General features: G+C 57.0%; 16 protein-coding genes. 13 read left to right on the forward strand and 3 right to left on the reverse strand.

Annotated features, from left to right (window positions below; all coding sequences use genetic code 11):
• Positions 1–17 precede the first annotated feature (17 nt).
• Complete coding sequence (locus ACWFTY_RS09125) at positions 18–1,067, reverse strand: GNAT family N-acetyltransferase (protein WP_447523924.1); 1,050 nt, start codon at positions 1,065–1,067, stop codon at positions 18–20.
• A gap of 30 nt (positions 1,068–1,097) precedes the next feature.
• Here ACWFTY_RS09125 and ACWFTY_RS09130 point away from each other — a divergent pair, with 30 nt between their 5' ends.
• The 12 genes from ACWFTY_RS09130 to ACWFTY_RS09185 all read left to right on the forward strand — a co-directional run bounded on the left by ACWFTY_RS09130 (position 1,098) and on the right by ACWFTY_RS09185 (position 16,746).
• Positions 1,098–2,639, forward strand: coding sequence for an acyl-CoA ligase (AMP-forming), exosortase A system-associated (locus tag ACWFTY_RS09130; RefSeq protein WP_447523925.1), 1,542 nt, complete (start codon positions 1,098–1,100; stop codon positions 2,637–2,639).
• Positions 2,636–3,871 (forward strand): pyridoxal-dependent decarboxylase, exosortase A system-associated, encoded by a 1,236-nt coding sequence (locus ACWFTY_RS09135; protein WP_447523926.1) that lies wholly within the window; start codon positions 2,636–2,638, stop codon positions 3,869–3,871. The genes ACWFTY_RS09130 and ACWFTY_RS09135 overlap by 4 nt, the downstream gene beginning before the upstream one ends.
• Before the next feature lie 211 nt (positions 3,872–4,082).
• A complete protein-coding gene (locus ACWFTY_RS09140) occupies positions 4,083–4,700 on the forward strand; it encodes an XrtA/PEP-CTERM system exopolysaccharide export protein (RefSeq protein ID WP_447526871.1) in 618 nt (205 codons plus the stop codon).
• 39 nt (positions 4,701–4,739) lie between these two features.
• A complete protein-coding gene (locus tag ACWFTY_RS09145) occupies positions 4,740–6,272 on the forward strand; it encodes an XrtA system polysaccharide chain length determinant (RefSeq protein ID WP_447523927.1) in 1,533 nt (510 codons plus the stop codon).
• 10 nt (positions 6,273–6,282) lie between these two features.
• Positions 6,283–7,200, forward strand: coding sequence for an AAA family ATPase (locus tag ACWFTY_RS09150; RefSeq protein WP_447523928.1), 918 nt, complete (start codon positions 6,283–6,285; stop codon positions 7,198–7,200).
• A gap of 3 nt (positions 7,201–7,203) precedes the next feature.
• The gene (locus tag ACWFTY_RS09155; protein WP_447523929.1) at positions 7,204–8,826 is read left to right on the forward strand and encodes a hypothetical protein; all 1,623 of its coding nucleotides are present in this window, start codon (positions 7,204–7,206) and stop codon (positions 8,824–8,826) included.
• A gap of 35 nt (positions 8,827–8,861) precedes the next feature.
• On the forward strand, positions 8,862–10,121 hold the full coding sequence (locus ACWFTY_RS09160; RefSeq protein WP_447523930.1) for an XrtA/PEP-CTERM system-associated ATPase: 1,260 nt from the start codon (positions 8,862–8,864) through the stop codon (positions 10,119–10,121).
• Positions 10,102–10,995 carry an XrtA system polysaccharide deacetylase gene (locus ACWFTY_RS09165; RefSeq protein WP_447526872.1) on the forward strand — a complete coding sequence of 298 codons (894 nt, stop codon included), beginning with the start codon at positions 10,102–10,104 and terminating at the stop codon, positions 10,993–10,995. Before ACWFTY_RS09160 ends, ACWFTY_RS09165 begins: the two co-directional genes overlap by 20 nt.
• Positions 10,995–12,068, forward strand: coding sequence for a FemAB family XrtA/PEP-CTERM system-associated protein (locus ACWFTY_RS09170; RefSeq protein WP_447523931.1), 1,074 nt, complete (start codon positions 10,995–10,997; stop codon positions 12,066–12,068). Before ACWFTY_RS09165 ends, ACWFTY_RS09170 begins: the two co-directional genes overlap by 1 nt.
• The gene (locus ACWFTY_RS09175; protein ID WP_447523932.1) at positions 12,068–13,291 is read left to right on the forward strand and encodes a TIGR03087 family PEP-CTERM/XrtA system glycosyltransferase; all 1,224 of its coding nucleotides are present in this window, start codon (positions 12,068–12,070) and stop codon (positions 13,289–13,291) included. Before ACWFTY_RS09170 ends, ACWFTY_RS09175 begins: the two co-directional genes overlap by 1 nt.
• Positions 13,288–14,841: an exosortase A gene (gene xrtA / locus ACWFTY_RS09180; RefSeq protein ID WP_447523933.1), complete on the forward strand. Its 1,554-nt coding sequence runs from the start codon at positions 13,288–13,290 to the stop codon at positions 14,839–14,841. The genes ACWFTY_RS09175 and xrtA overlap by 4 nt, the downstream gene beginning before the upstream one ends.
• A gap of 9 nt (positions 14,842–14,850) precedes the next feature.
• Positions 14,851–16,746 (forward strand): XrtA/PEP-CTERM system amidotransferase, encoded by a 1,896-nt coding sequence (locus ACWFTY_RS09185; RefSeq protein ID WP_447523934.1) that lies wholly within the window; start codon positions 14,851–14,853, stop codon positions 16,744–16,746.
• Between the two features lie 87 nt (positions 16,747–16,833).
• On the opposite strand, the gene truA is transcribed toward ACWFTY_RS09185, so the two are convergent.
• Both truA and fmt read right to left on the reverse strand, forming a co-directional pair.
• Positions 16,834–17,577, reverse strand: coding sequence for a tRNA pseudouridine(38-40) synthase TruA (gene truA / locus ACWFTY_RS09190; RefSeq protein WP_447523935.1), 744 nt, complete (start codon positions 17,575–17,577; stop codon positions 16,834–16,836).
• Positions 17,574–18,479 carry a methionyl-tRNA formyltransferase gene (gene fmt, locus ACWFTY_RS09195; RefSeq protein ID WP_447526873.1) on the reverse strand — a complete coding sequence of 302 codons (906 nt, stop codon included), beginning with the start codon at positions 18,477–18,479 and terminating at the stop codon, positions 17,574–17,576. Before fmt ends, truA begins: the two co-directional genes overlap by 4 nt.
• Before the next feature lie 229 nt (positions 18,480–18,708).
• On the opposite strand from fmt, the gene recR reads away from it, so the two are divergent.
• Entirely contained in the window at positions 18,709–19,311 is a 603-nt protein-coding gene (gene recR, locus ACWFTY_RS09200; protein ID WP_447523936.1) for a recombination mediator RecR, read from the forward strand.
• Positions 19,312–19,396: the final 85 nt, after the last annotated feature.

A 19,396-nucleotide genomic window follows, 5' to 3' on the forward strand; every position in this document is an offset into this window, starting at 1 on the left:
CGGATAACGGCGTTTCCCTAAAGCGGTGGGCGCTTTCCGGCAAGGCCCGACAGGTAGTGTCGCAAAATTGGTAGCCAGGCCAAAGGATTGTTCGGCCAGTAGAATTCCAGTCGGTAGCGATCGCGGACATCTTCCATCCACTCGCGCTTATAGCCGTCATTGCCGGTGCCGAAGTCGATCAGATCGACATGGTCAATATCGATTGCGTGCTGGAACATGGCGACGGATAGCAGCGTTCCGGGGGACGTTTTTGTCGCATCTTCGATATGGGCCAGCTTGTGGATCAGCGCTTCGCCATTTTCAACGGTCCAGAATTGCGCGGCAACCGGCTCTCCATCGATATAGGCGAGGCCGAGGCGCATGCAGCCGGCGGCCGCTTCGTGCCGGGCCAGCTTTCTGAGAAAATCCGGATTGCCTTCTTCCGGTTTCCAGCTGCTTTCGTAGACCGAGACATAATCGTTCCAGTCTTCGTCGGAAAATTGCGTTTCGATCCTGACCGACACCAGGTTTTTCTTTGCCTTGCGGCGCACCGTGTTGCGTAGCTGTCCCGGACGATCGGCCCAATATTGGTCGAAGGTGCGGCCTTTGACGTTCAGGATATGATTGTCATCCGCCTTTGACCGGAAAACAATCCATCCCGCTTGTTCGAACGCGCGTTCGGTCAGGCTGGCGGCGGAATCCTCGTCAGGAACCGGCGTGATTTCAATACGGTGCGAGCTGGATTTGAGTTGCTTTGCCAGTTTTGCCAGCAACGCCAATTTGGTCACTTCGTCATAGTCGCCCAAGAAAATCGGTCGAAAGGTGAAATTATACCAGTTGGCCAGGGCGGCATGCCGACCGAGGCCGGTTTTCATCAAGAACATCCACGCTTCGGCTTCGCCTTCTTTGCTATGCACGATCAATGGCGATTTATCTGGCAGGCACAGTTCGTGCAGCGGTTTCAGCCAGTCGATCCGGTCGAATAGAGACTTCTGGACCGATCTACCCAGTTTTTCTCCGGCAATGGCTTGCACGGATTGAAAATTGCTATGATATTCGCTGGTCATGGTTAAGGTTGTATCTGTCACAAATCTGCTCTTTTTCCCATAGGTCAAAAATTGAACATTGCTATCGAAACCGCCGCATTCCCGCTTGACCATCTGGCGATAGGCAAGGACCCGGATGCAAGCGCCCTCGTGACGCGTTCGGGATCTCTTAGCTACAAGATGTTAAATCATCGTGTCGGCCTGCTGGCGGCATGGCTGCACGGGCAGGGCTTGGCCAAGGGGGATAGGGTGGCGACATGGTTGTCCAAGACCGAACTCGCTTGCATCATGCCGCTGGCAGCGGCCCGCGCTGGTCTCGTCCATGTGCCGGTCAATCCTCTGCTGAAGTCAGCTCAAGTTGTTCATATTGTCTCAGATAGCGGTGCCAAGTTGCTGATTAGTAACGCCGGTCGCCTCAAAACTCTGGAAAACAATGGTGAAGAAGATTGCCGCCTGTTCGAGGACAAGCTCGTTGAGGAAGCCCTGGAGTCGATTGCAGATCCAATCGCGGCCAGCGCGGCAACGACCGATATCGATGATCTGGCTGCGATACTGTACACCAGCGGCTCCACCGGGCGCCCAAAAGGGGTCATGCTCAGTCACGCCAATTTGACGCTGGGGGCGCTCAGTGTTGCTGAATATCTTAAGCTTTCAGCCGATGATCGCACGATATGCGTGTTGCCGCTGAGCTTTGACTATGGCCAGAACCAGCTGTTCTCGACCTGGGCCGCTGGCGGATGCGCGGTGCCGCTGGACTATCTGACTCCACGTGACGTCATGAAGGCGTGCGCGCGCGAACAGATCACTACTTTGGCCGCTGTGCCGCCGCTGTGGGTGCAACTGGTCGAGCATGAATGGCCGGAGGAGGCGGTCGCTTCGATGCGGCGGCTGACAAATAGCGGTGGTGCGCTGACCCCGACTTTGGTTAAACAGTTACGGGGCATCTTTGGTTCCGGAACCGATATCTATGCGATGTACGGCCTGACCGAAGCTTTCCGATCGACTTATTTGGATCCTGCTCTGATCGACGATAAGCCGACCAGCATGGGTAGAGCGATTCCGTTTGCGGAAATTCTTGTGCTGGACGAAGTTGGCAAAGTTGCCGCGCCCGATCAGTCCGGGGAACTCGTCCATTGCGGACCGCTGGTGGCGCAAGGCTATTGGAATGACCCCGAACGGACGGCGCAACGGTTCAAAAGCGCGCCCGAAGCATCACAATATACCGGCATGGCAGTTTTCTCCGGGGATACGGTGAAACGCGGTGATGACGGCTTGCTCTATTTTGTTGGCCGCGATGATGCGATGATCAAAAGTTCGGGCAACCGGATCAGCCCGACAGAGATTGAGGAAATCGCGGTCGAATCAGGCCTCATAGCGGAAGCGGTCGCCCTGGGAGTCACGGAAGAGCGACTGGGCCATGCGATCCGGTTATTTGCTCGACCGGTTGAGCTTGGACCGGAGACTTCAGCTATCGCGGAGCAATTGGCAAAATATTTAAAGCAGAATTTACCGAATTTTATGCACCCCCGGGATATCATTCTGCTCTCTGAATTTCCCAAAAACCCAAATGGAAAGCTGGACCGCAACGCATTGGCCAGCATGGATGTCGAATGATCAAGACCAAAGCTACAGGGCCCATTCCAGCCGGATATGATGCCATCGACGGCGAACTCGCCATTGGCGGACAGAAATGCAGCGCGCTGATTGCGGAAAATGGCTCGCCGCTGTTTGTCTATTCGAAAAGCCGACTCGACGATCGTATGGCACAATTGCGGGCGGCAATGCCCGACGGTCTCGATTTACATTATGCGATGAAAGCCAATCCCTTTCCGCCGGTGCTCCGCCATATGGTGGCGCTGGCCGATGGTATCGATATCGCTTCCGGTGGGGAATTGCAGATGGCGCTGGAAGCGGGAGCGGCGCCTGAGCATATCAGCTTTGCCGGACCAGGGAAGCGGGAAGAGGAACTCGAACAAGCCATCCAGGCGGGTGTTACTATCAATATCGAATCGCCGGGTGAATGCGATCGGGCGCTTAAAATCGGTGAGCGTTTGGGCAAAAAGCCCCGGCTCGCAATTCGCGTCAATCCGGATTTCGATCTGAAGGGCTCCGGCATGAAAATGGGTGGCGGGGCCAAACCATTCGGGATGGATATCGAGCTGGTCGCTCCGACGGCAAAGAAAATATTGGACGCCGGAGCAGATTGGCGCGGCTTTCATATTTTTGCCGGTTCGCAGGCACTGAGCGCTGATGCGATTATCGACACGCAGGCGCAAACTCTGGATCTGGCCGCACGTCTGGCGACCGAAATCGGTCAGGCACCGGCCCATGTCAATCTCGGCGGCGGTTTCGGTATTCCCTATTTCCCGGGCGATGAACAGCTGGACATTGCCAAGGTTGGTGCAGCCTTGGGTGACCAGCTCGCACAATTGCCAAAGATATTGTCTGCTACGCAATTTGCCATCGAGCTGGGCCGCTATCTGGTCGGTGAAGCGGGCGTTTACCTGACGCGGATTGTGGACCGCAAGCAAAGCCAGGGACAGATATTCCTGGTGACCGATGGCGGTCTCCATCACCAGCTCGCCGCCAGCGGCAATTTCGGGACAGTGGTCAGGCGCAATTATCCGGCAGCCATAGCCAGCAGATTTTCCGAAGAACCGGCGGAAACGGTGTCGATAGTGGGCTGCCTTTGCACGCCGCTTGATCGGTTGAGCGACAATGCCGCTATGCCGGAAGCGAGCGTCGGTGATATTGTCGCCATATTCTGTGCGGGTGCCTATGGGGCGACGGCGAGCCCGGCAAATTTTCTGGGCCAGGGACCGGCCACAGAGCTGTTGGTAGACTAGTCTCGATGGTTCGGGCTGCGGTCAAACCGGAGCTCCCGTTAATCGCAAATTCAGCTAATCCTAACGCTATATTCACTATTTTCTAGCATAGCCACCTTGTGACTTTGCGTGGATTGCCCGTTTTCCCTCGAAAACCGGCCATTCACATGATGGTTTATACGAGGTGGTAAAAATGCGTTCTGCGATAAAAAACAATCACTTGGCTAAGTTGATGGTCGGTGCCGGCATGGCGTCACTTGCCGTTGCCGGTTGTTCCGGCAATTCCAGCGGGCCGCAACTGCCGCCGGCGTCCTTTGTTTCCATGCAGGAAGGGCCCGGAGAAGAATATGTTATCGGTCCGCTCGACGAACTGACGATATTTGTCTGGCGCAATCCCGAATTGGGAGCGAAGGTGCAGGTCCGCCCCGATGGCCGGATCACCACACCGCTGATCACGGATATGCCTGCAGTGGGCAAGACGCCGGCAATGCTGGCGCAAGATCTGACGCTGCAGCTATCCCAATATATCAACGAGCCGCTGGTTTCGGTCATCGTCAATAATTTCTCCGGCACATTTTCCCAGCAAATCCGGGTTGTCGGTGCCACCGAAAAACCGGCCTCGATACCCTATCGCGCCAATATGACCTTGCTCGACGCGATGATCGCAGTGGGCGGCATGTCGGAATTTGCTTCCGGCAACCGCGCACGCCTGATCCGCTTTGATCGCGGTACCGGCAAGCAACAGGAATTCTCGCTGCGCATCGACGATTTGATGAAGAAGGGCGAGACCCGCGCCAATGTCATGCTGCGTCCCGGTGATGTGATCATCATTCCGGAAAGTATGTTTTAATCTGTTTTTGGCTCCCCATCACAGGAATTGAATAGACACATGAACGGCCTTTATGATGAATTTAAAATAGCGGTGCACAGCGTCTGGAATCGACGCTGGCTTGCACTGGCTGTTGCCTGGGGGCTTTGCCTGCTGGGCTGGCTTGTCGTCGCGCTGATCCCCAACAGCTATGAGTCGCAGGCGCGCATTTCTGTCGAGATGCAGTCGTTGCTGTCCGACAAGGTCGGAGTGGATGCGCGCGAACGCAAGAAGAGTATGGAACGCGTTCAGGAAACACTGGCGTCTACCATCAATCTCGAAAAAGTCGTTCGCGGAACCGCACTGAACCAGTCGGTGGCTACGGATCGTGAATTGTCCAGCAAAGTCGAGATGCTGCGCAAAAGCATCGAGATAAAGTCGGAAAAAGACAATCTGTTCGAGATTACCGCAAAATCTTCTGCCAGCAATTTTTCCGATGCGGAAAATGCCGTTCTGGCCCGCGATATTGTCCAGAAAATGATCGATATTTTTGTCGAAGAGAATCTGTCCGGTGACCGCGACGAGACCAGCCAGACGATCAAGTTTCTCGATGCGCAACTCGCCCAGAGAGAAAAAGAGCTTCAGGAAGTCGAGCAGAAACGGGTCCAGTTCGAGACTGAAAATCTGGGTCTGCTGCCGGGTGTCGGCTCGATCAGCCAACGGATGGAAGCGGCCCGGGCGGAACTGGGGCAAATTGATTCGCAGATAAGTCAGGCATCGGGATCACTGGCCGCCTTGAATGGTCAGCTTGCCGGTACACCTTCTTCCATCGCGACGCCCGGAATTGGCAGCGGCGGTGCCCGTGGCCAACTTGCACAGATGGAGGCCAATCTGGCCGGCGCTCGCGCTCGCGGCTGGACCGACAGCCATCCCGATATCATCTCGATGAAAAACGAAATTGCAGCGCTGCGTATACAGGCGGGCAAGGAGCCGGCTGGTGGCGGTGGCTATCGTACCCCGAATCCGGCCTATAGTTCGTTGCAAAGCATGCGTGCAGAACGTCAGGCAAGCCTCGCCGCACTGCAGGCGCGGAAAAATGCGCTGCAGGGGGATATGGCGCAACTGGCCTCGAAACAGACGCTGGAGCCTGGTGTTGCTGCCGAAATGTCGCGGATCAATCGTGACCATGAGGTGCTGAAAAGCCAGTATGACAAGCTGCTCACCGACCGGGAGCAGATCAAATTGCGCGGGCAGGTGGAATCGGAAACCGACTCGCTCAAGTTTCGTGTCATTGATCCGCCGTCCAGTCCGCGATCTCCGGCTGCGCCAAACCGGCCGCTATTGCTCGCGATGGTTCTGATCGCCGGAATCGGTGGCGGTGTCGGCACAGCATTCGCGATGGGCCATGTCCAGACCAGCTATCCGACCGCAGCCCGGCTGGAAAAAGCCAGCGGACTGCCGGTGATCGGGTCTGTTTCCCAGATTCTGACCAACGCACAGCGCGAAATACAGAAGAAAAAAATGCGTATCTTTCTCGGTACAAGTGGCGCGCTCTTTGGCGTGTTCGGAATGCTGATGATCGTCGAATTTATCCAGCGCGGCATGGTGGCCTGAGGGAGCAGAAATGAACGAATATAATCCTCCCAAAAAGACCGGTTCGTTGCTCGAAAGGGCAGGGGAAATCTATGATTATATCCCCGCAGTCCGGACTGTCGAACATCGAGATGGCGCGTCGAATTCTTTGCCGCCCGAAACGCCGGCCCGGCAAGTCATGCCGGTCACGCAAAGGCCGGTCGAATCCTATGATGGTCCGACCGTCATTGTCGATCGGGACAAATTGCGGGAAGCCGGATTCATTGTCCCTGACGGACCAGTGACCGGTATCTCGGAAGAGTTTCGGATCATCAAACGTCAATTGCTGCTGGCCGCAAAGGGCAGCCAGAAAGTAGACCCCATACCACAGGGCGAACGGATATTGATCTGCTCGGCGCACCCCAATGAAGGCAAGACATTCTGCGCCTTGAATCTCGCCCTCTCGATCGCGGCGGAAAAGGATAATGAAGTCCTGCTGGTCGATGCGGATTTTGCAAAACCAAGCATCCTGTCCAGTCTTGGTCTGGAGGGCAGCAAAGGCCTTATGGACGCGCTTGCCGATCCGCAATTGCCGGTAGAAAGCTGTATCATCCATACAGATATTCCCGGCCTGGCAATACTGCCGGCCGGTGATCAGACTAATGCCGATACGGAATATCTGGCGTCGTCACGGACCGAGCAGGTGCTCAACCGTCTGACCCAGAATAACCCCAATCGCATCGTGATTTTTGACTCACCGCCGGCTTTGTCGGCATCACCTGCCTCTGTCCTGGCAACGCATGTCGGTCAGGTCCTGATGGTGGTCAAAGCAGACGAAACGACCGAAACCGCCCTGCGCGATGCGCTGAGTTTGTTGGGCGGCTGTGATCATATCCAACTCCTCCTGAACGGTACGAAATTCTCGCCGACAGGCAGGCGCTTTGGATCCTATTATGGATATGGAGAGTAAGCCATGACCGCGCATATGACTAGAAATGTCCTGAAATATGGAGCGGCTATTCTTCCGCTGCTGGGGATGGCTGCGCCGGCCGTCGAGGCACGTGAGCGTAAAGCCGACGTGGCACCCTACATCGAAATCCAGCAAATATTGGTCGCCGATCTGAAAGACGGCAGCGATGTGCTGACCTATACGTCGGTCGCTGCCGGTGTCGACACGTCCCTCCAGACGCGCAATGCCGAAGCCCAGTTGAACATCCGCTATGAACGCAGATTTTTCTATCAGGATAATCTGGGTGACGAAGATATCATAACCGGTCTGGCCCGCGGCAGCGTGCAGGTCGTTCCCAATCTTTTGTCATTGGAAGCCGGCGGTATCGCTACCCGCAGCCGGGTCGATCTGCGCGGCGAAGCGCCGTCCAATACGGTGGGCAATATCGACAATGTGACACAGGTCTATTCAGTTTATGCCGGTCCGACCCTGTCGACCCGGATCGGCGCACTGGATGTGAATGCCGCTTACCGGCTCGGCTATACCAAGGTAGAGAACGAATCTACCGGTGTCCTGCCGCCCGGTCAGATTCCGATTGATGTTTTCGATGACAGTGTCAGCCATTCGGCCAGCGCCAGCGTCGGAATGCAGCCGGGCGATCTTCCCTTTGGCTGGGCCGTTAGTGCGGGCTGGCAACGCGAGGATGGCAGCCAGCTTGATCAGCGCTTTGAAGGAAAACAGGTCCGGGCAGATGTAACTGTGCCGGTCTCGTCAACCCTGGCGCTGGTTGGCGGTGTTGGCTATGAAGATATCGAGATTTCGGAACGGGATGCCGTACGCGACATCAACGGAGTGCCGATTATCGGAGACGATGGACGCTTCGTCACCGACGAAACATCACCCCGATTGCTGTCTTATGATCAGGACGGAATTTACTGGGATGCCGGTGTCCTGTGGCGACCAAGTCGCCGCACCTCGCTCGAAGCGCGGGTCGGTCAGCGCTATGGCAGTGAAACCTATTTTGGCAGCTTCGCTTATCAGCCCAACAAGAACACAGCGCTAAGTATTTCAGTCTATGACACGGTTTCGGGTTTCGGCAATTTGCTCAATGACAATTTGTCAAATCTGGGTGCCGGTTTTACCAGTACGCGAAATCCTCTGAGCGGTGAACTGAATGGCTGTGCCTTCGGTCAGACGAGCAGCCTCTGCTTCAATGATGTGCTTCAATCCGCCGCTTCGTCGTCATTCCGTGCGCGGGGTGTCAACGGGCAGCTTACCTATAACTCCGGCGGCTGGAATACCGGGCTTGGCGTGGGTTATGCGCGTCGTCGCTTCTTTGCTTCGCAACTGGGTTCAGTTTCTGCAGTCGACGGCCTCGTGGACCAGAATTATTATGCCAATCTGACGATTGGCCGGGAACTCGATATCTATTCCAGTTTCGATGCCAATGTTTACGCCAATCTGCTGGATAGCGGCTTTGCCAATGCACCCAATGTTTTGGGGGTCGGCGCCAACGCAGCTTATTATCGCCAAATTTTGCCAAGACTGCAGGGTACTGCGGCTGTCGGCCTGGATAGCTTCCAGCAAGACGGTTTCGACAGCGAGCTTACGGCTTCTGCTCTACTGGGACTCAGATATGATTTTTAACAGCTTCATCACCGCCGTTGATCGGAGATACACGCATGTATGACACATTTTACGGATTGAACGGGCGGCCCTTCCAGCTGACCCCGGATCCGCATTTCTATTTCGAGAGCCTGACGCACCGCAAGGCGCTGTCCTATCTGGGCTATGGCCTGGCGCAGGGCGAAGGGTTTATCGTCATCACCGGTGACGTCGGTGCGGGCAAGACGACTTTGGTCAGTCATCTTATGGCTACGATCGACAAGGCGCGTCTGACCGCTGCCAATATCGTGACCACGAAACTGGACAGCGAAGATATCGTGCGCGTTGCCGCCAACCATTTCGATATCGACACAGACCATATGGACAAAGCGCAATTGCTAAGCGCTTTTGAAGAGTTTCTGCACGCCGAAGCGCGCGCCGGCCGGCGTTGTCTGCTGATCGTGGATGAATCGCAAAATCTTCCGGCGGGCGCGCTCGAGGAATTGCGGATGCTGTCCAATTTCCAGCTTGGCGGGCAGGCGCTGTTGCAAATATTCCTGCTCGGGCAGCCGGAATTTCGCGACATGCTGCAAAACTCCAACCAGCTCGAACAATTGCGCCAGCGAGTCATCGCGCACCATCACCTCGAACCGATGGATGCTGAAGAAATCGAACCTTATATCACCCATCGCCTGTCGAAAAGCGGTTGGTCGGGACGCCCGAAGATCACTTCGAGTGTATTCCGACTGCTCTATTCCGAGACCGATGGCGTTCCGCGCAAAATCAACGCTCTGATGAGCCGGATATTGTTGATGGGATCCATCGAGCATGCCGAGATGATCGACCAGCCAATGGTCGAACGGGTGCTTGCCGATCTGAATGGCGAAGACGTGGAGATTGCATCGCCACCTACTGCTTCAACCGAGACCAAGAATCCGCTTTGGGAAAAGCCTAAAAAGGTTCAGGACCCGGGTGTCGATCCCGTTGCCAAGTCATCGAGCCCGGAGTCCGGGGCTGTGGCTGAACCAGCGCCCGCACCGGAACATGAAGTTGTCAATCTGCGGAGACCGGAAACTCAACCGGAACTTGTCCGGCAGACAGCCGAAGCACAGATCGCAACTGAACCGAAGGCGGAGGAATCTGTTACTGCTCCGCCAGCTGTCGACAAGGCGATGGCACAGCGGATCGATATCATAGCGAAGCGGCTCTCGCTGATGGAAACGCGCATGAGCGATCAGGAAGAAAATCTGCACCGCGTCTTGACGATGCTTGTGGAATGGGTCGAGAGCGATGTCCGGAGCAAGGAAAGCTATGTCAATGCGGGACGTGCGGCCTGAATCTTTCGCCACGGCGAGAAAAGCGGATGCTTTGCTCAATGCCATGTCGGTCGATATCGAGGACTGGTTTCAGGTGGGAGCCTTCGAGACGGTCATCGATCGCGCCGACTGGGATGAGCTCGAGCATCGCGTAGAGCGCAACACCCATGATGTGCTGTCGCTGTTCGACGAAGCGGGCATCAAGGCGACATTTTTCATATTGGGCTGGGTAGCCGAACGCTATCCGGCGTTGATGCAGCAGATTGCCGACGCCGGTCATGAAATCGCCAATCACGGCTATGATCACGCCCGCGTGTTCACCCTGTCACCCGACCAGTTTCGCGCCGACCTGGATCGCAGCCGGAAGATCATCGAGGATACGTCCGGCCAGCAGGTCATCGGCTATCGGGCTCCCAGTTTTTCTATCGATCAGCGGACACCCTGGGCGCACGAGATACTGGCCGAAGAGGGCTATACCTACTCATCCAGCGTCGCGCCGATCAACCACGATCATTATGGCTGGGCGGATTCACCCCGCTTCGCCTGGAAGCCCGTGGATCAGTCCGATTTTATCGAATTGCCGGTCACCACGGTCAAGCTGGGCAAGCGTGCTTTCGCTGCCGGCGGAGGCGGGTTTTTTCGGCTTTTGCCTTATGCCTTATATGATCTATCGATCAGAAAAATGCAGCGAGATGACGGGCATGGGGCGATATTCTATTTCCACCCCTGGGAAATCGATCCCGATCAGCCGCGCGTCGCCAATGCACCGCTTCGATCCAAACTCCGCCATTATACCAATTTGAAAGTGATGCGCGCGAAGTTGTTGCGGGTCGGGCAGGATTTCAAATGGGGCAGGGTTGACGAACTGGCGGCCTTGGAAGCGGGGCTGATGTGATGAACATGGCATTCCAGCCAGAGTCCTTGACCGTCCGTGTTCTTGCGCAAGCCGATGCCAATGAACTGGCCCGGATTGAAGCTTTTGTCGACGCTTCGTCGCAAGGCACGGCCTTTCATCGCCCTGCATGGGTATTGTCGGTCGGCAAGGCTTGCGGCCATGAGTGGCGCTATCTTCTGGCCGAAGATCGCGAAGGACAATTGCACGGCATTCTGCCGCTCAACCTGATCCATTCCGGCTTGTTCGGCAGGGCATTGGTCTCTTCCGGTTTTGCCGTGGGTGGCGGTATTCTCTCGGACATTGACCGGGCGATCCAGTCGCTCGCCGACGAAGCCTGGCGCTTTGCCGAAAGCAACAGCTTTCCTACCGTTGAGTTGCGCGGCGGGCCCGTGCCCGATGGACAATGGCAGCGCAAACAGAATGTTTATGCCGGTTTTGTCACCGAACTGGCAGAAGATGCGGAGAGCCAGTTGCTCGCGATCCCTCGCAAGCAGCGCGCTGAAGTCCGCAAGGGTCTGAAGAACGGTTTGACGGTGCGCATCGGGGCGACGCAGCAAGACCGGGCGGATCATTATGCCGTCTATGCAGAAAGCGTCCGTAATCTTGGAACACCGGTGTTCCCCAAAGCGCTGTTCGACGAAGTTCTCGACGCATTTGGCGAGAATGCCGATATCCTGACCGTGCTCAGCGATGGCGTTCCGGTAGCCAGTGTGCTCAGCCTCTATCATCATCAGACGGTGATGCCTTACTGGGGCGGCGGAACGTGGGATGCGCGGCGTTTTCGGGCCAACGAGATCATGTATTACGAACTGATGAACCATGCCCGCGAACGGGGATGCAAATCGTTCGACTTTGGGCGATCGAAATACGGTACGGGCGCTTTTTCCTTCAAGAAAAACTGGGGTTTCGAACCGCAACCGCTTTCCTATGCGACGCGCACAGCAGATGGCGAAGAGGCCCGCGATGTCAATCCGATGAGCCCCAAATACCGGATGCAGGTAGCACTGTGGCAGCGTCTGCCCTTGTCGGTTGCCAACCGTGTTGGACCGATCATCGCCAAAGGCCTCGGCTAGTGGGCGAAATATTGTTCCTGACGCATCGCGTCCCCTGGCCGCCGAACCGCGGCGACAAGATTCGATCGCATCATTTCCTGCAAAAGCTGATGGACTGCGCGCCGGTACATGTCGCCTGCTTTGCCGAGGATGAAGAGGAACAAAGTTTAGGCTGGGAGCGCAAAGCGGAACTGGCTTCTTGTGAGATTATATTGCGGACCAAGCCCAGATGGCAGGGCGGGATTGAAGCGATATTCTCTGGCAAACCGGTTTCGCTGACATGTTTCGACAGTGCTGAAATCCGCGCCTATGTTGCGCATGTTATCGCGACGCGACCAATTGACTGCATCTTCGTATTCTCCGGTCAGATGGCGCAGTTCATTCCCGAGAATTTCCACGGTCGGGTGGTGATGGATTTTGCCGACGTCGATAGCGCGAAATTTGAAAGCTATGCCGACGATGCCTCGGGTCCGATGGCCTGGGTCAATCGCCGGGAGGGCCGGTTGTTGCGGAACTTCGAAAACGATATTGCCGAACGGGCCAACCATAGTCTGTTTGTCAGCGAAGCCGAGGCGCGGTTGTTTCGTACGCGCTCGGGATTGACCGATGACCGGGTGAAAGCGGTGGGCAACGGGATCGATCTGGAATTTTATGGCGCACCAGACGTGCAGCCAGAAGGGCTCGAACAAAGTGCGCAGATGATCCTGTTCACCGGCCAGATGGACTATCAGCCCAATGTGCAAGCGGTGCAGAGTTTTAGCCATCAGATCATGCCAGCGATTCTCGCGCGCTTTCCGGCTGCCCGTTTCGCTATCGTGGGTCGGTCGCCCACCGACAAGGTCATGCAACTCGATGGCAAGAACGGCACGGTAGTGGTTGGCGCTGTCGATGATATCCGCAGCTGGATCATGGCTGCCGATGTTGTCGTCGCGCCGCTGAGGATTGCTCGCGGTATCCAGAACAAGGTGCTCGAGGCGATGGCCATGGGCAAGCCGGTGGTTGCATCCCAGTGTGCCGCCGAGGGGATAGACGCGATCAACGGCGAGCATTTTCTGATCGCCGATTCTGTCGATGACGAAGCGCAACTGGTTTGCGAATTGCTGCAGGATTCCGAGCGGGCGGAGCGTCTGGGCGAGCAGGCGAAACAACTTATTCATGCGCAATATTCATGGGCAAGGCAGCTCATCGGCTTGCCAGCCTTGTGCGGATTTTCTGAGCCTGCGGTTGCCGAGGCGGCGGAATGACGAGTGCGACTGCCGATCAGGTGCAGAGCAGCCAAAAGGCTGCCGTTCCGGCGTCGCTCTGGTCGGCGCATCTGAAACTGCTCGCATTTGCGAGTCTGGCCATATTGGCGATGTTCTGGCGCGATGGCGCGGACATGGTCCGGACATGGTGGGCTATCTCCACCTATAATCACTGTCTGCTGATTGTACCGATCCTCTACTGGCTGGTGCAGCAACGTAGAGAAGAACTGGCGAAGCTCACGCCGGAAATCTGGTGGCCGGGGTTGTTCTGGACGGGAACTGCTGCTTTCGGCTGGTTGCTGGGTGAGGCTGCCGGCGTTTCCTTTGCGCGCCATCTCGGTCTGCTGATGATGCTGCAGGGCGCCGTTGTCACTTTGCTCGGTCCAACCGTTGCCCGCGGCTTGATATTCCCGCTGGGTTTCAGCTTCTTCCTTGTCCCGTTCGGTGAAGAGTTTGTACCGTTCCTGCAAATGGTGACCGCCAAATTGTCGATGGTCTTTCTCGGCTGGGCCGATATTCCGGCCTTTATCGACGGCATATTCATTTCCACGCCGACCGCCTATTTCGAAGTGGCCGAGGCCTGTTCGGGCATCAAGTTCCTGATCGCGATGTTCGCTTATGGCGCGCTGGTCAGTAATGTCTGCTTCCAGAGCTGGAACCGCCGGATATTGTTCATGATCGCTGCAGTCATCGTGCCGATCCTTGCCAATGGTGTCCGCGCCTTTGGCACCATCTATATCGCGCATCATACATCGCTCGATTTCGCTGTCGGCTTTGATCATATTTTCTACGGCTGGTTCTTTTTCGCCTTCGTCCTGGTCTTGCTCATGGCGATCGGCTGGCCCTTCTACGATCGCAAGATCGACGATCCGATGATTGATGGAGATGCTTTGGCTCGTCGGCAGTCTATCCCGTCTGGCAGTCAGCATCCGATGAAGATCATGGCCGCGATGGCGGCTGTCATCTTGACGCCGGTGCTGTGGATATCGGTTCTCGCGGCTCAGGAATCGACCGTGCCCGACAGGATTGCCCTGCCGAAAGTCGCCGGTTGGGAAAGAGTGGACTACCAGCCCCTTTACCCGTGGGAACCACGGTTCGATGGTGCCAGTCATCAGCTGCTCGGTCGCTACCGGAACCTGTCGACCGGTATGGAGGTCGATCTTTCCATTGCCGTTTATAACCGTCAGGAAGATGGGCGGGAGATTGTCGGCTATGGGCAGGGCGCTCATGTTCCCGAAACCGAGTGGTCCCGGAATCGCGTCCTCGAAGCGCCAGAAGGCGCGGCTGCCATTGAGTTGATCGCGCCCGGACCGGTGGTGCGCGATGTTGTTTCCTTTTATCGCATTGGTGGCAAGCTTACCGGCAGCGGCTCGATGGTGAAGCTGGAAACGCTGAAGAGCAAACTGCTTGGCGGGCCGCAACAGGCCGTGGCGGTCTTGATTTCGTCCGAGACGAAGCGCGAGGCATCTCCCCGGATTTCGATTGATGCCTTTCTTGCTGATCTGGGGCCGGTCGACAAATTGGCTGACGCGATGGCGGGGCTGCGCTAGGGCGCACCTATGTGCGGAATTGCAGGTATCTTTCATTTGGAGACGGCCAAGCCGGTCGATCCTGATCGTCTGCGCAAGATGACCGACAGTCTGACCCACCGAGGGCCGGACGGATCGGGCATCTGGACCGCGCCGGGTGTAGGGCTTGGACATCGGCGGCTCTCGATCATTGATCTCGAAGGCGGCGCGCAGCCGATGCTGACCGCTGATGAAGCACAGGTGCTCAGTTTCAACGGCGAGATTTACAATTTTCTCGAGGTGCGCGCGGAACTCGAAAGGCTGGGCCATCAGTTCCAGACCAGCAGTGACAGCGAAGTCATTCTCTATGCCTGGCGGCAATGGGGCGTGGAGTGCCTGAAACGACTGAACGGGATGTTTGTCTTTGCGCTCTATGACCAGCGCACACGCCAATTGTTTTTGGCCCGCGACCGGCTGGGCGTGAAGCCATTGTTTTATGCGCGCGTTTCCGATGGCAGTATATTGTTTGGTTCGGAACTGAAAGCGCTGCTCGCAAATCCCCTGTTGCGCCGCGACCCCAATATGCGGGCGGTCGATGATTATCTCGCTTTTGGGTATGTGCCCGATCAGACATCGCTGCTCAGGGGGGTGAAGAAGCTGCCGGCTGGCCATTATTTGCTGCTCGAGCAGGGCAAGCCGGAACCCGCACCGGTCCAATATTGGGATATGGATTTCAGCCAGCGCCACAAGGCCTCGGCGGGCGCTCTGGAAGAAGAACTGGTCGATCTGCTGAAACAGGCCGTAGGCTCGCGCATGATCGCGGATGTGCCGCTCGGTGCATTTCTCTCCGGTGGTGTCGACAGCAGCGCTGTGGTCGCTCTGATGGCGGAGAAAAGCCGCCGGCCGGTCAAGACCTGTTCGATCGGTTTCGACCAGCAGTCGCTGGACGAGACCGGCTATGCCCGGCAGATTGCAGAGCGTTTCCAGACCGATCACCGCGAACGCACTGTTGCGGCCGATGATTTCGGCTTGATCGACACGCTGGCCGATCATTTTGACGAACCCTTTGCCGATGCCTCTGCCTTGCCGACCTACCGGGTGGCCGAGCTGGCTCGCGAGACCGTGACCGTAGCTCTGTCGGGCGACGGAGCGGACGAGGCGATGGCGGGCTATCGCCGTCATGTCTTTCACCATGGTGAAGAGCGGGTGAGGGGCTTGTTGCCGCAGTCCTTTCGCGGGCCTGCATTCGGCTGGCTGGGTTCGGTCTATCCCAAGGCCGATTGGGCACCGCGGCCGTTTCGCGCCAAGTCTACCCTTCTGTCGCTCGCGAGAACCGGTCCGGAAGGCTATGCCGAAGCGGTCGGTGTGACAACGCCATCGGGACGACGGCAGATCTATTCCGACCGCATGCGCAGCGATCTGGGTGACTATCAGGCGGAGCAGCGGATGATCGACCTGATGGAAAATGCGCCGGCGCAAAATGGCCTCGATCAGGCGCAATATGCCGATATGAAAATGTGGCTGCCCGGAGATATCCTGACCAAGGTCGACCGGACCAGCATGGCCGTGGGGCTCGAGGCGCGCGAGCCGCTGCTCGATTACAAGCTGATGGAATTTGCCGCGAAGTTGCCGACGAATTTGCGGGTGCACAAGGGACAGGGCAAATATCTCCTCAAGAAATCGATGGAACAATATCTCCCCAATGATATCCTCTACCGGCCGAAAATGGGCTTCGTCACGCCGATCGCGCAATGGTTTCGCGGGCCGCTGGCCGACACCGCCCGGGATATTGCCAGTGGCGGCGCATTGGCGCGCACCGGCTGGTTTGACAGCAACGCGCTACGCAAGGTGGCGGACGATCATATCGCAGGACGATCGGACAATAGTCGCTTGCTGTGGCAACTGCTTATGCTGGACAAGTCGCTGTCGCGGTTGTTTGGTCTCTAGTATTCCTGCGTAGGCAGGAATCCATCTCTCCCGATCGCGTCCAGGCGCGCTGGTCCGTGATGGGCCCCTGCCTACGCAGGGGCACGGTCATTCCGGATAGACAGCTTCGACAAAATAGAGGCCATCGGGCGGCGCGTTGAAGCCGAGGGCGTTGCGGTCTTTCGCCTGCAACGCGTTTTTCAGATCTATTTTTGTCCATTTTCCGGTGCCGACCAGTTTCAGGCAACCGACGATCGAGCGGACCTGGTGGTGCAGGAACGAGCGGGCCGCGACTTCGACTTCAATCTCCTCGCCAAAGCGGCTGACCGATATGCTGTCCAATGTCTTGACCGGGCTTTGCGCCTGGCAATGCGCCGAACGGAAGGTGGTGAAATCATGCTGGCCGATGAGCGCCTGGGCCGCATTGTGCATTGCTTCGGCATCAAGGTCTGGAGCAATTTGCCAGCTCAACCCGCGATCAAAGGTCAAGGGTGCCCGGCGATTGGTGATCTTGTAGAGATAGCGCCGCCCCTCGCAGGCAAAACGCGCGTGCCATTCCTCGTCGGCAATGTCACAGGCCAGCACCGCAACCGGATTGGGCCGCAGGCCGGCATTGATACCTTCGCGCAACCGGAAGGGAGTCAGCTTTGTGTCCAGATCGAAATGCGCCCGCATCGCCAGAGCATGGACGCCAGCATCGGTTCTGCCAGCTGCAAAGACACGCACCTCCTGACCGGTGATCTTGTGGATCGCCTGTTCCACCGCCTGCTGGACGCTCGGGCCGTGATCCTGATGCTGCCAGCCCATGAACGGCCGGCCGTCATATTCCAGTGTGAGGGCGAAGCGGGTCATTGCAACAGGGTACCCTTCGGGATTTTTGTGCCGTTGAGGAAGGATTTGAGATCGATGGCCGGCTTGCCGGCTTTCTGGATTACTCTGGGCTGGATCGATCCGGCGCCGCAGCCGATTAGCAAATGGTCGTCCACTGTTATGCCAGGTTCGCCGTCCGAATTGCTGACCTGCGCTTCGAGTATCTTGTACCGAACATTCTCGAATTTGAAAAAGGCACCGGGGACAGGAGTGAAGGCCCGTATCTGGCGTTCGACATGATTGGGAGGCTTGTTGAAATCCAGTCGCGCTTCCTGTTTTTCAATCTTTTTCGCATAGGTCGCGAGCGCATCATCCTGTGTTTCGGCGGAATATTCCGACGGGCTTGCCAAATATTGCACCATCAGCTCCGCACCCGTCTCAGCCAGTTCTTCGGTCAGTTCGCCAGCGGTTTTGCCGTCAATCGGCGTTTTCGACTTCAAGAGCATCGGGCCGGTGTCCAGTCCCGCTTCCATCTGCATGATGGTGATTCCGGTTACCGTATCACCCGCCAATATCGCGCGCTGCACCGGTGCCGCGCCGCGCCAGCGGGGGAGCAAAGAGCCGTGGATATTCAGGCAGCCCATTGCCGGTGCATCCAGTATCGCCTGGGGCAGAATCAATCCATAAGCGGCGACCACCGCAACATCCAGTTGAAGCGCGGCAAAGGCGGTCTGTTCCTCTTCACCCTTCAGCGAAACCGGCGTGCGCACTTCTATGCCGAGCTCTTCCGCAACGCGCTGAACAGGAGAGGGCGACAGTTTTTTGCCGCGACCCGCGCGCCGGGGTGGCTGCGAATAGACCGCAACAATCTCATGCCCGGCTTCGTGCAATGCCTTCAGCGCCGGCACCGCAAAGTCCGGGGTGCCCATGAAGGCAATGCGCAGAGATTTCGTGCCGGACGTCATAAATTATCTTTCTTCGGGTCACACGGGTCACACCCCCTAATCGGAAATCTGATTTTCCGGATCAGCGGCGTTCTTTTACAAAATTCTGCTTTTGCCTTCAAATATTTGATCAGACCTTGGCATGAGCGGGACGATAAACATTCGCGTTCCTGTAGGACAGGCATTTTGTGCTTGGCAGGTTTGTGCGGCTGCTCCTAATGACTAAGCCATGGCATCGCAAGAGATCGAAAATCTGGTTCAGGCCCTCGCCAAGCTCCCCGGCCTTGGTCCGCGTTCGGCGCGGCGAGCGGTATTATATCTGATCAAGCGTCCGGAAACGGCGATGAAGCCGATATTGGCGGCGATGGAGAGAGTGGATGAGCGGCTCGTAACCTGCGGCGTCTGCGGCAATGTCGATACGCAGGATCCCTGTCAAATTTGCACCGATCCCCGCCGCGATGAGAAATCGCTGTGCGTCGTCGAGGAAGTTTCCGACCTCTGGGCGTTGGACAAGTCCCGGCTGTTCCCCGGAAAATTTCATGTGCTGGGCGGCAAACTGTCGGCGCTCGACGGTGTCCGCCCGGAAGATATCGGGATCGATACGTTGATCAGGCGGGTCGAGGCGGGCGGTATCGACGAAGTCGTGCTGGCGATGAATGCAACGCTCGAGGGCCAGACCACCGCCCATTATATCGCGGAGCGTCTGGAGAATTATCCGATCAGACTCAGCCAATTGTCCCACGGCATACCGGTGGGTGGGGAGCTGGATTATCTGGATGAAGGCACTTTGGCGCAGGCGCTGCGCTCACGAAGGCCGATTAATAAAGATTAAGCAGCCGCTGGTGGACTCAATCATTGTGACGTTCGGCGAGGTTCGAGCACCCGCGTTGCCTCAGGCGATGGCCTGTGAATGGCGC

It is taken from the genome of Parasphingorhabdus sp. NYA22, assembly GCF_976973735.1.

Excerpts from the sequence above, each read along its gene's own strand:
- ACWFTY_RS09135 (WP_447523926.1), top strand. The coding sequence starts at position 2,636 with ATGATCAAGACCAAAGCTACAGGGCCCATTCCAGCCGGATATGATGCC.
- ACWFTY_RS09140 (WP_447526871.1), top strand. The coding sequence starts at position 4,083 with ATGGTCGGTGCCGGCATGGCGTCACTTGCCGTTGCCGGTTGTTCCGGC.
- ACWFTY_RS09145 (WP_447523927.1), top strand. The coding sequence starts at position 4,740 with ATGAACGGCCTTTATGATGAATTTAAAATAGCGGTGCACAGCGTCTGG.
- ACWFTY_RS09150 (WP_447523928.1), top strand. The coding sequence starts at position 6,283 with ATGAACGAATATAATCCTCCCAAAAAGACCGGTTCGTTGCTCGAAAGG.
- ACWFTY_RS09155 (WP_447523929.1), top strand. The coding sequence starts at position 7,204 with ATGACCGCGCATATGACTAGAAATGTCCTGAAATATGGAGCGGCTATT.
- ACWFTY_RS09160 (WP_447523930.1), top strand. The coding sequence starts at position 8,862 with ATGTATGACACATTTTACGGATTGAACGGGCGGCCCTTCCAGCTGACC.
- ACWFTY_RS09165 (WP_447526872.1), top strand. The coding sequence starts at position 10,102 with ATGCGGGACGTGCGGCCTGAATCTTTCGCCACGGCGAGAAAAGCGGAT.
- ACWFTY_RS09170 (WP_447523931.1), top strand. The coding sequence starts at position 10,995 with ATGAACATGGCATTCCAGCCAGAGTCCTTGACCGTCCGTGTTCTTGCG.
- xrtA (WP_447523933.1), top strand. The coding sequence starts at position 13,288 with ATGACGAGTGCGACTGCCGATCAGGTGCAGAGCAGCCAAAAGGCTGCC.
- ACWFTY_RS09185 (WP_447523934.1), top strand. The coding sequence starts at position 14,851 with ATGTGCGGAATTGCAGGTATCTTTCATTTGGAGACGGCCAAGCCGGTC.
- truA (WP_447523935.1), bottom strand. The coding sequence starts at position 17,577 with ATGACCCGCTTCGCCCTCACACTGGAATATGACGGCCGGCCGTTCATG.
- recR (WP_447523936.1), top strand. The coding sequence starts at position 18,709 with ATGGCATCGCAAGAGATCGAAAATCTGGTTCAGGCCCTCGCCAAGCTC.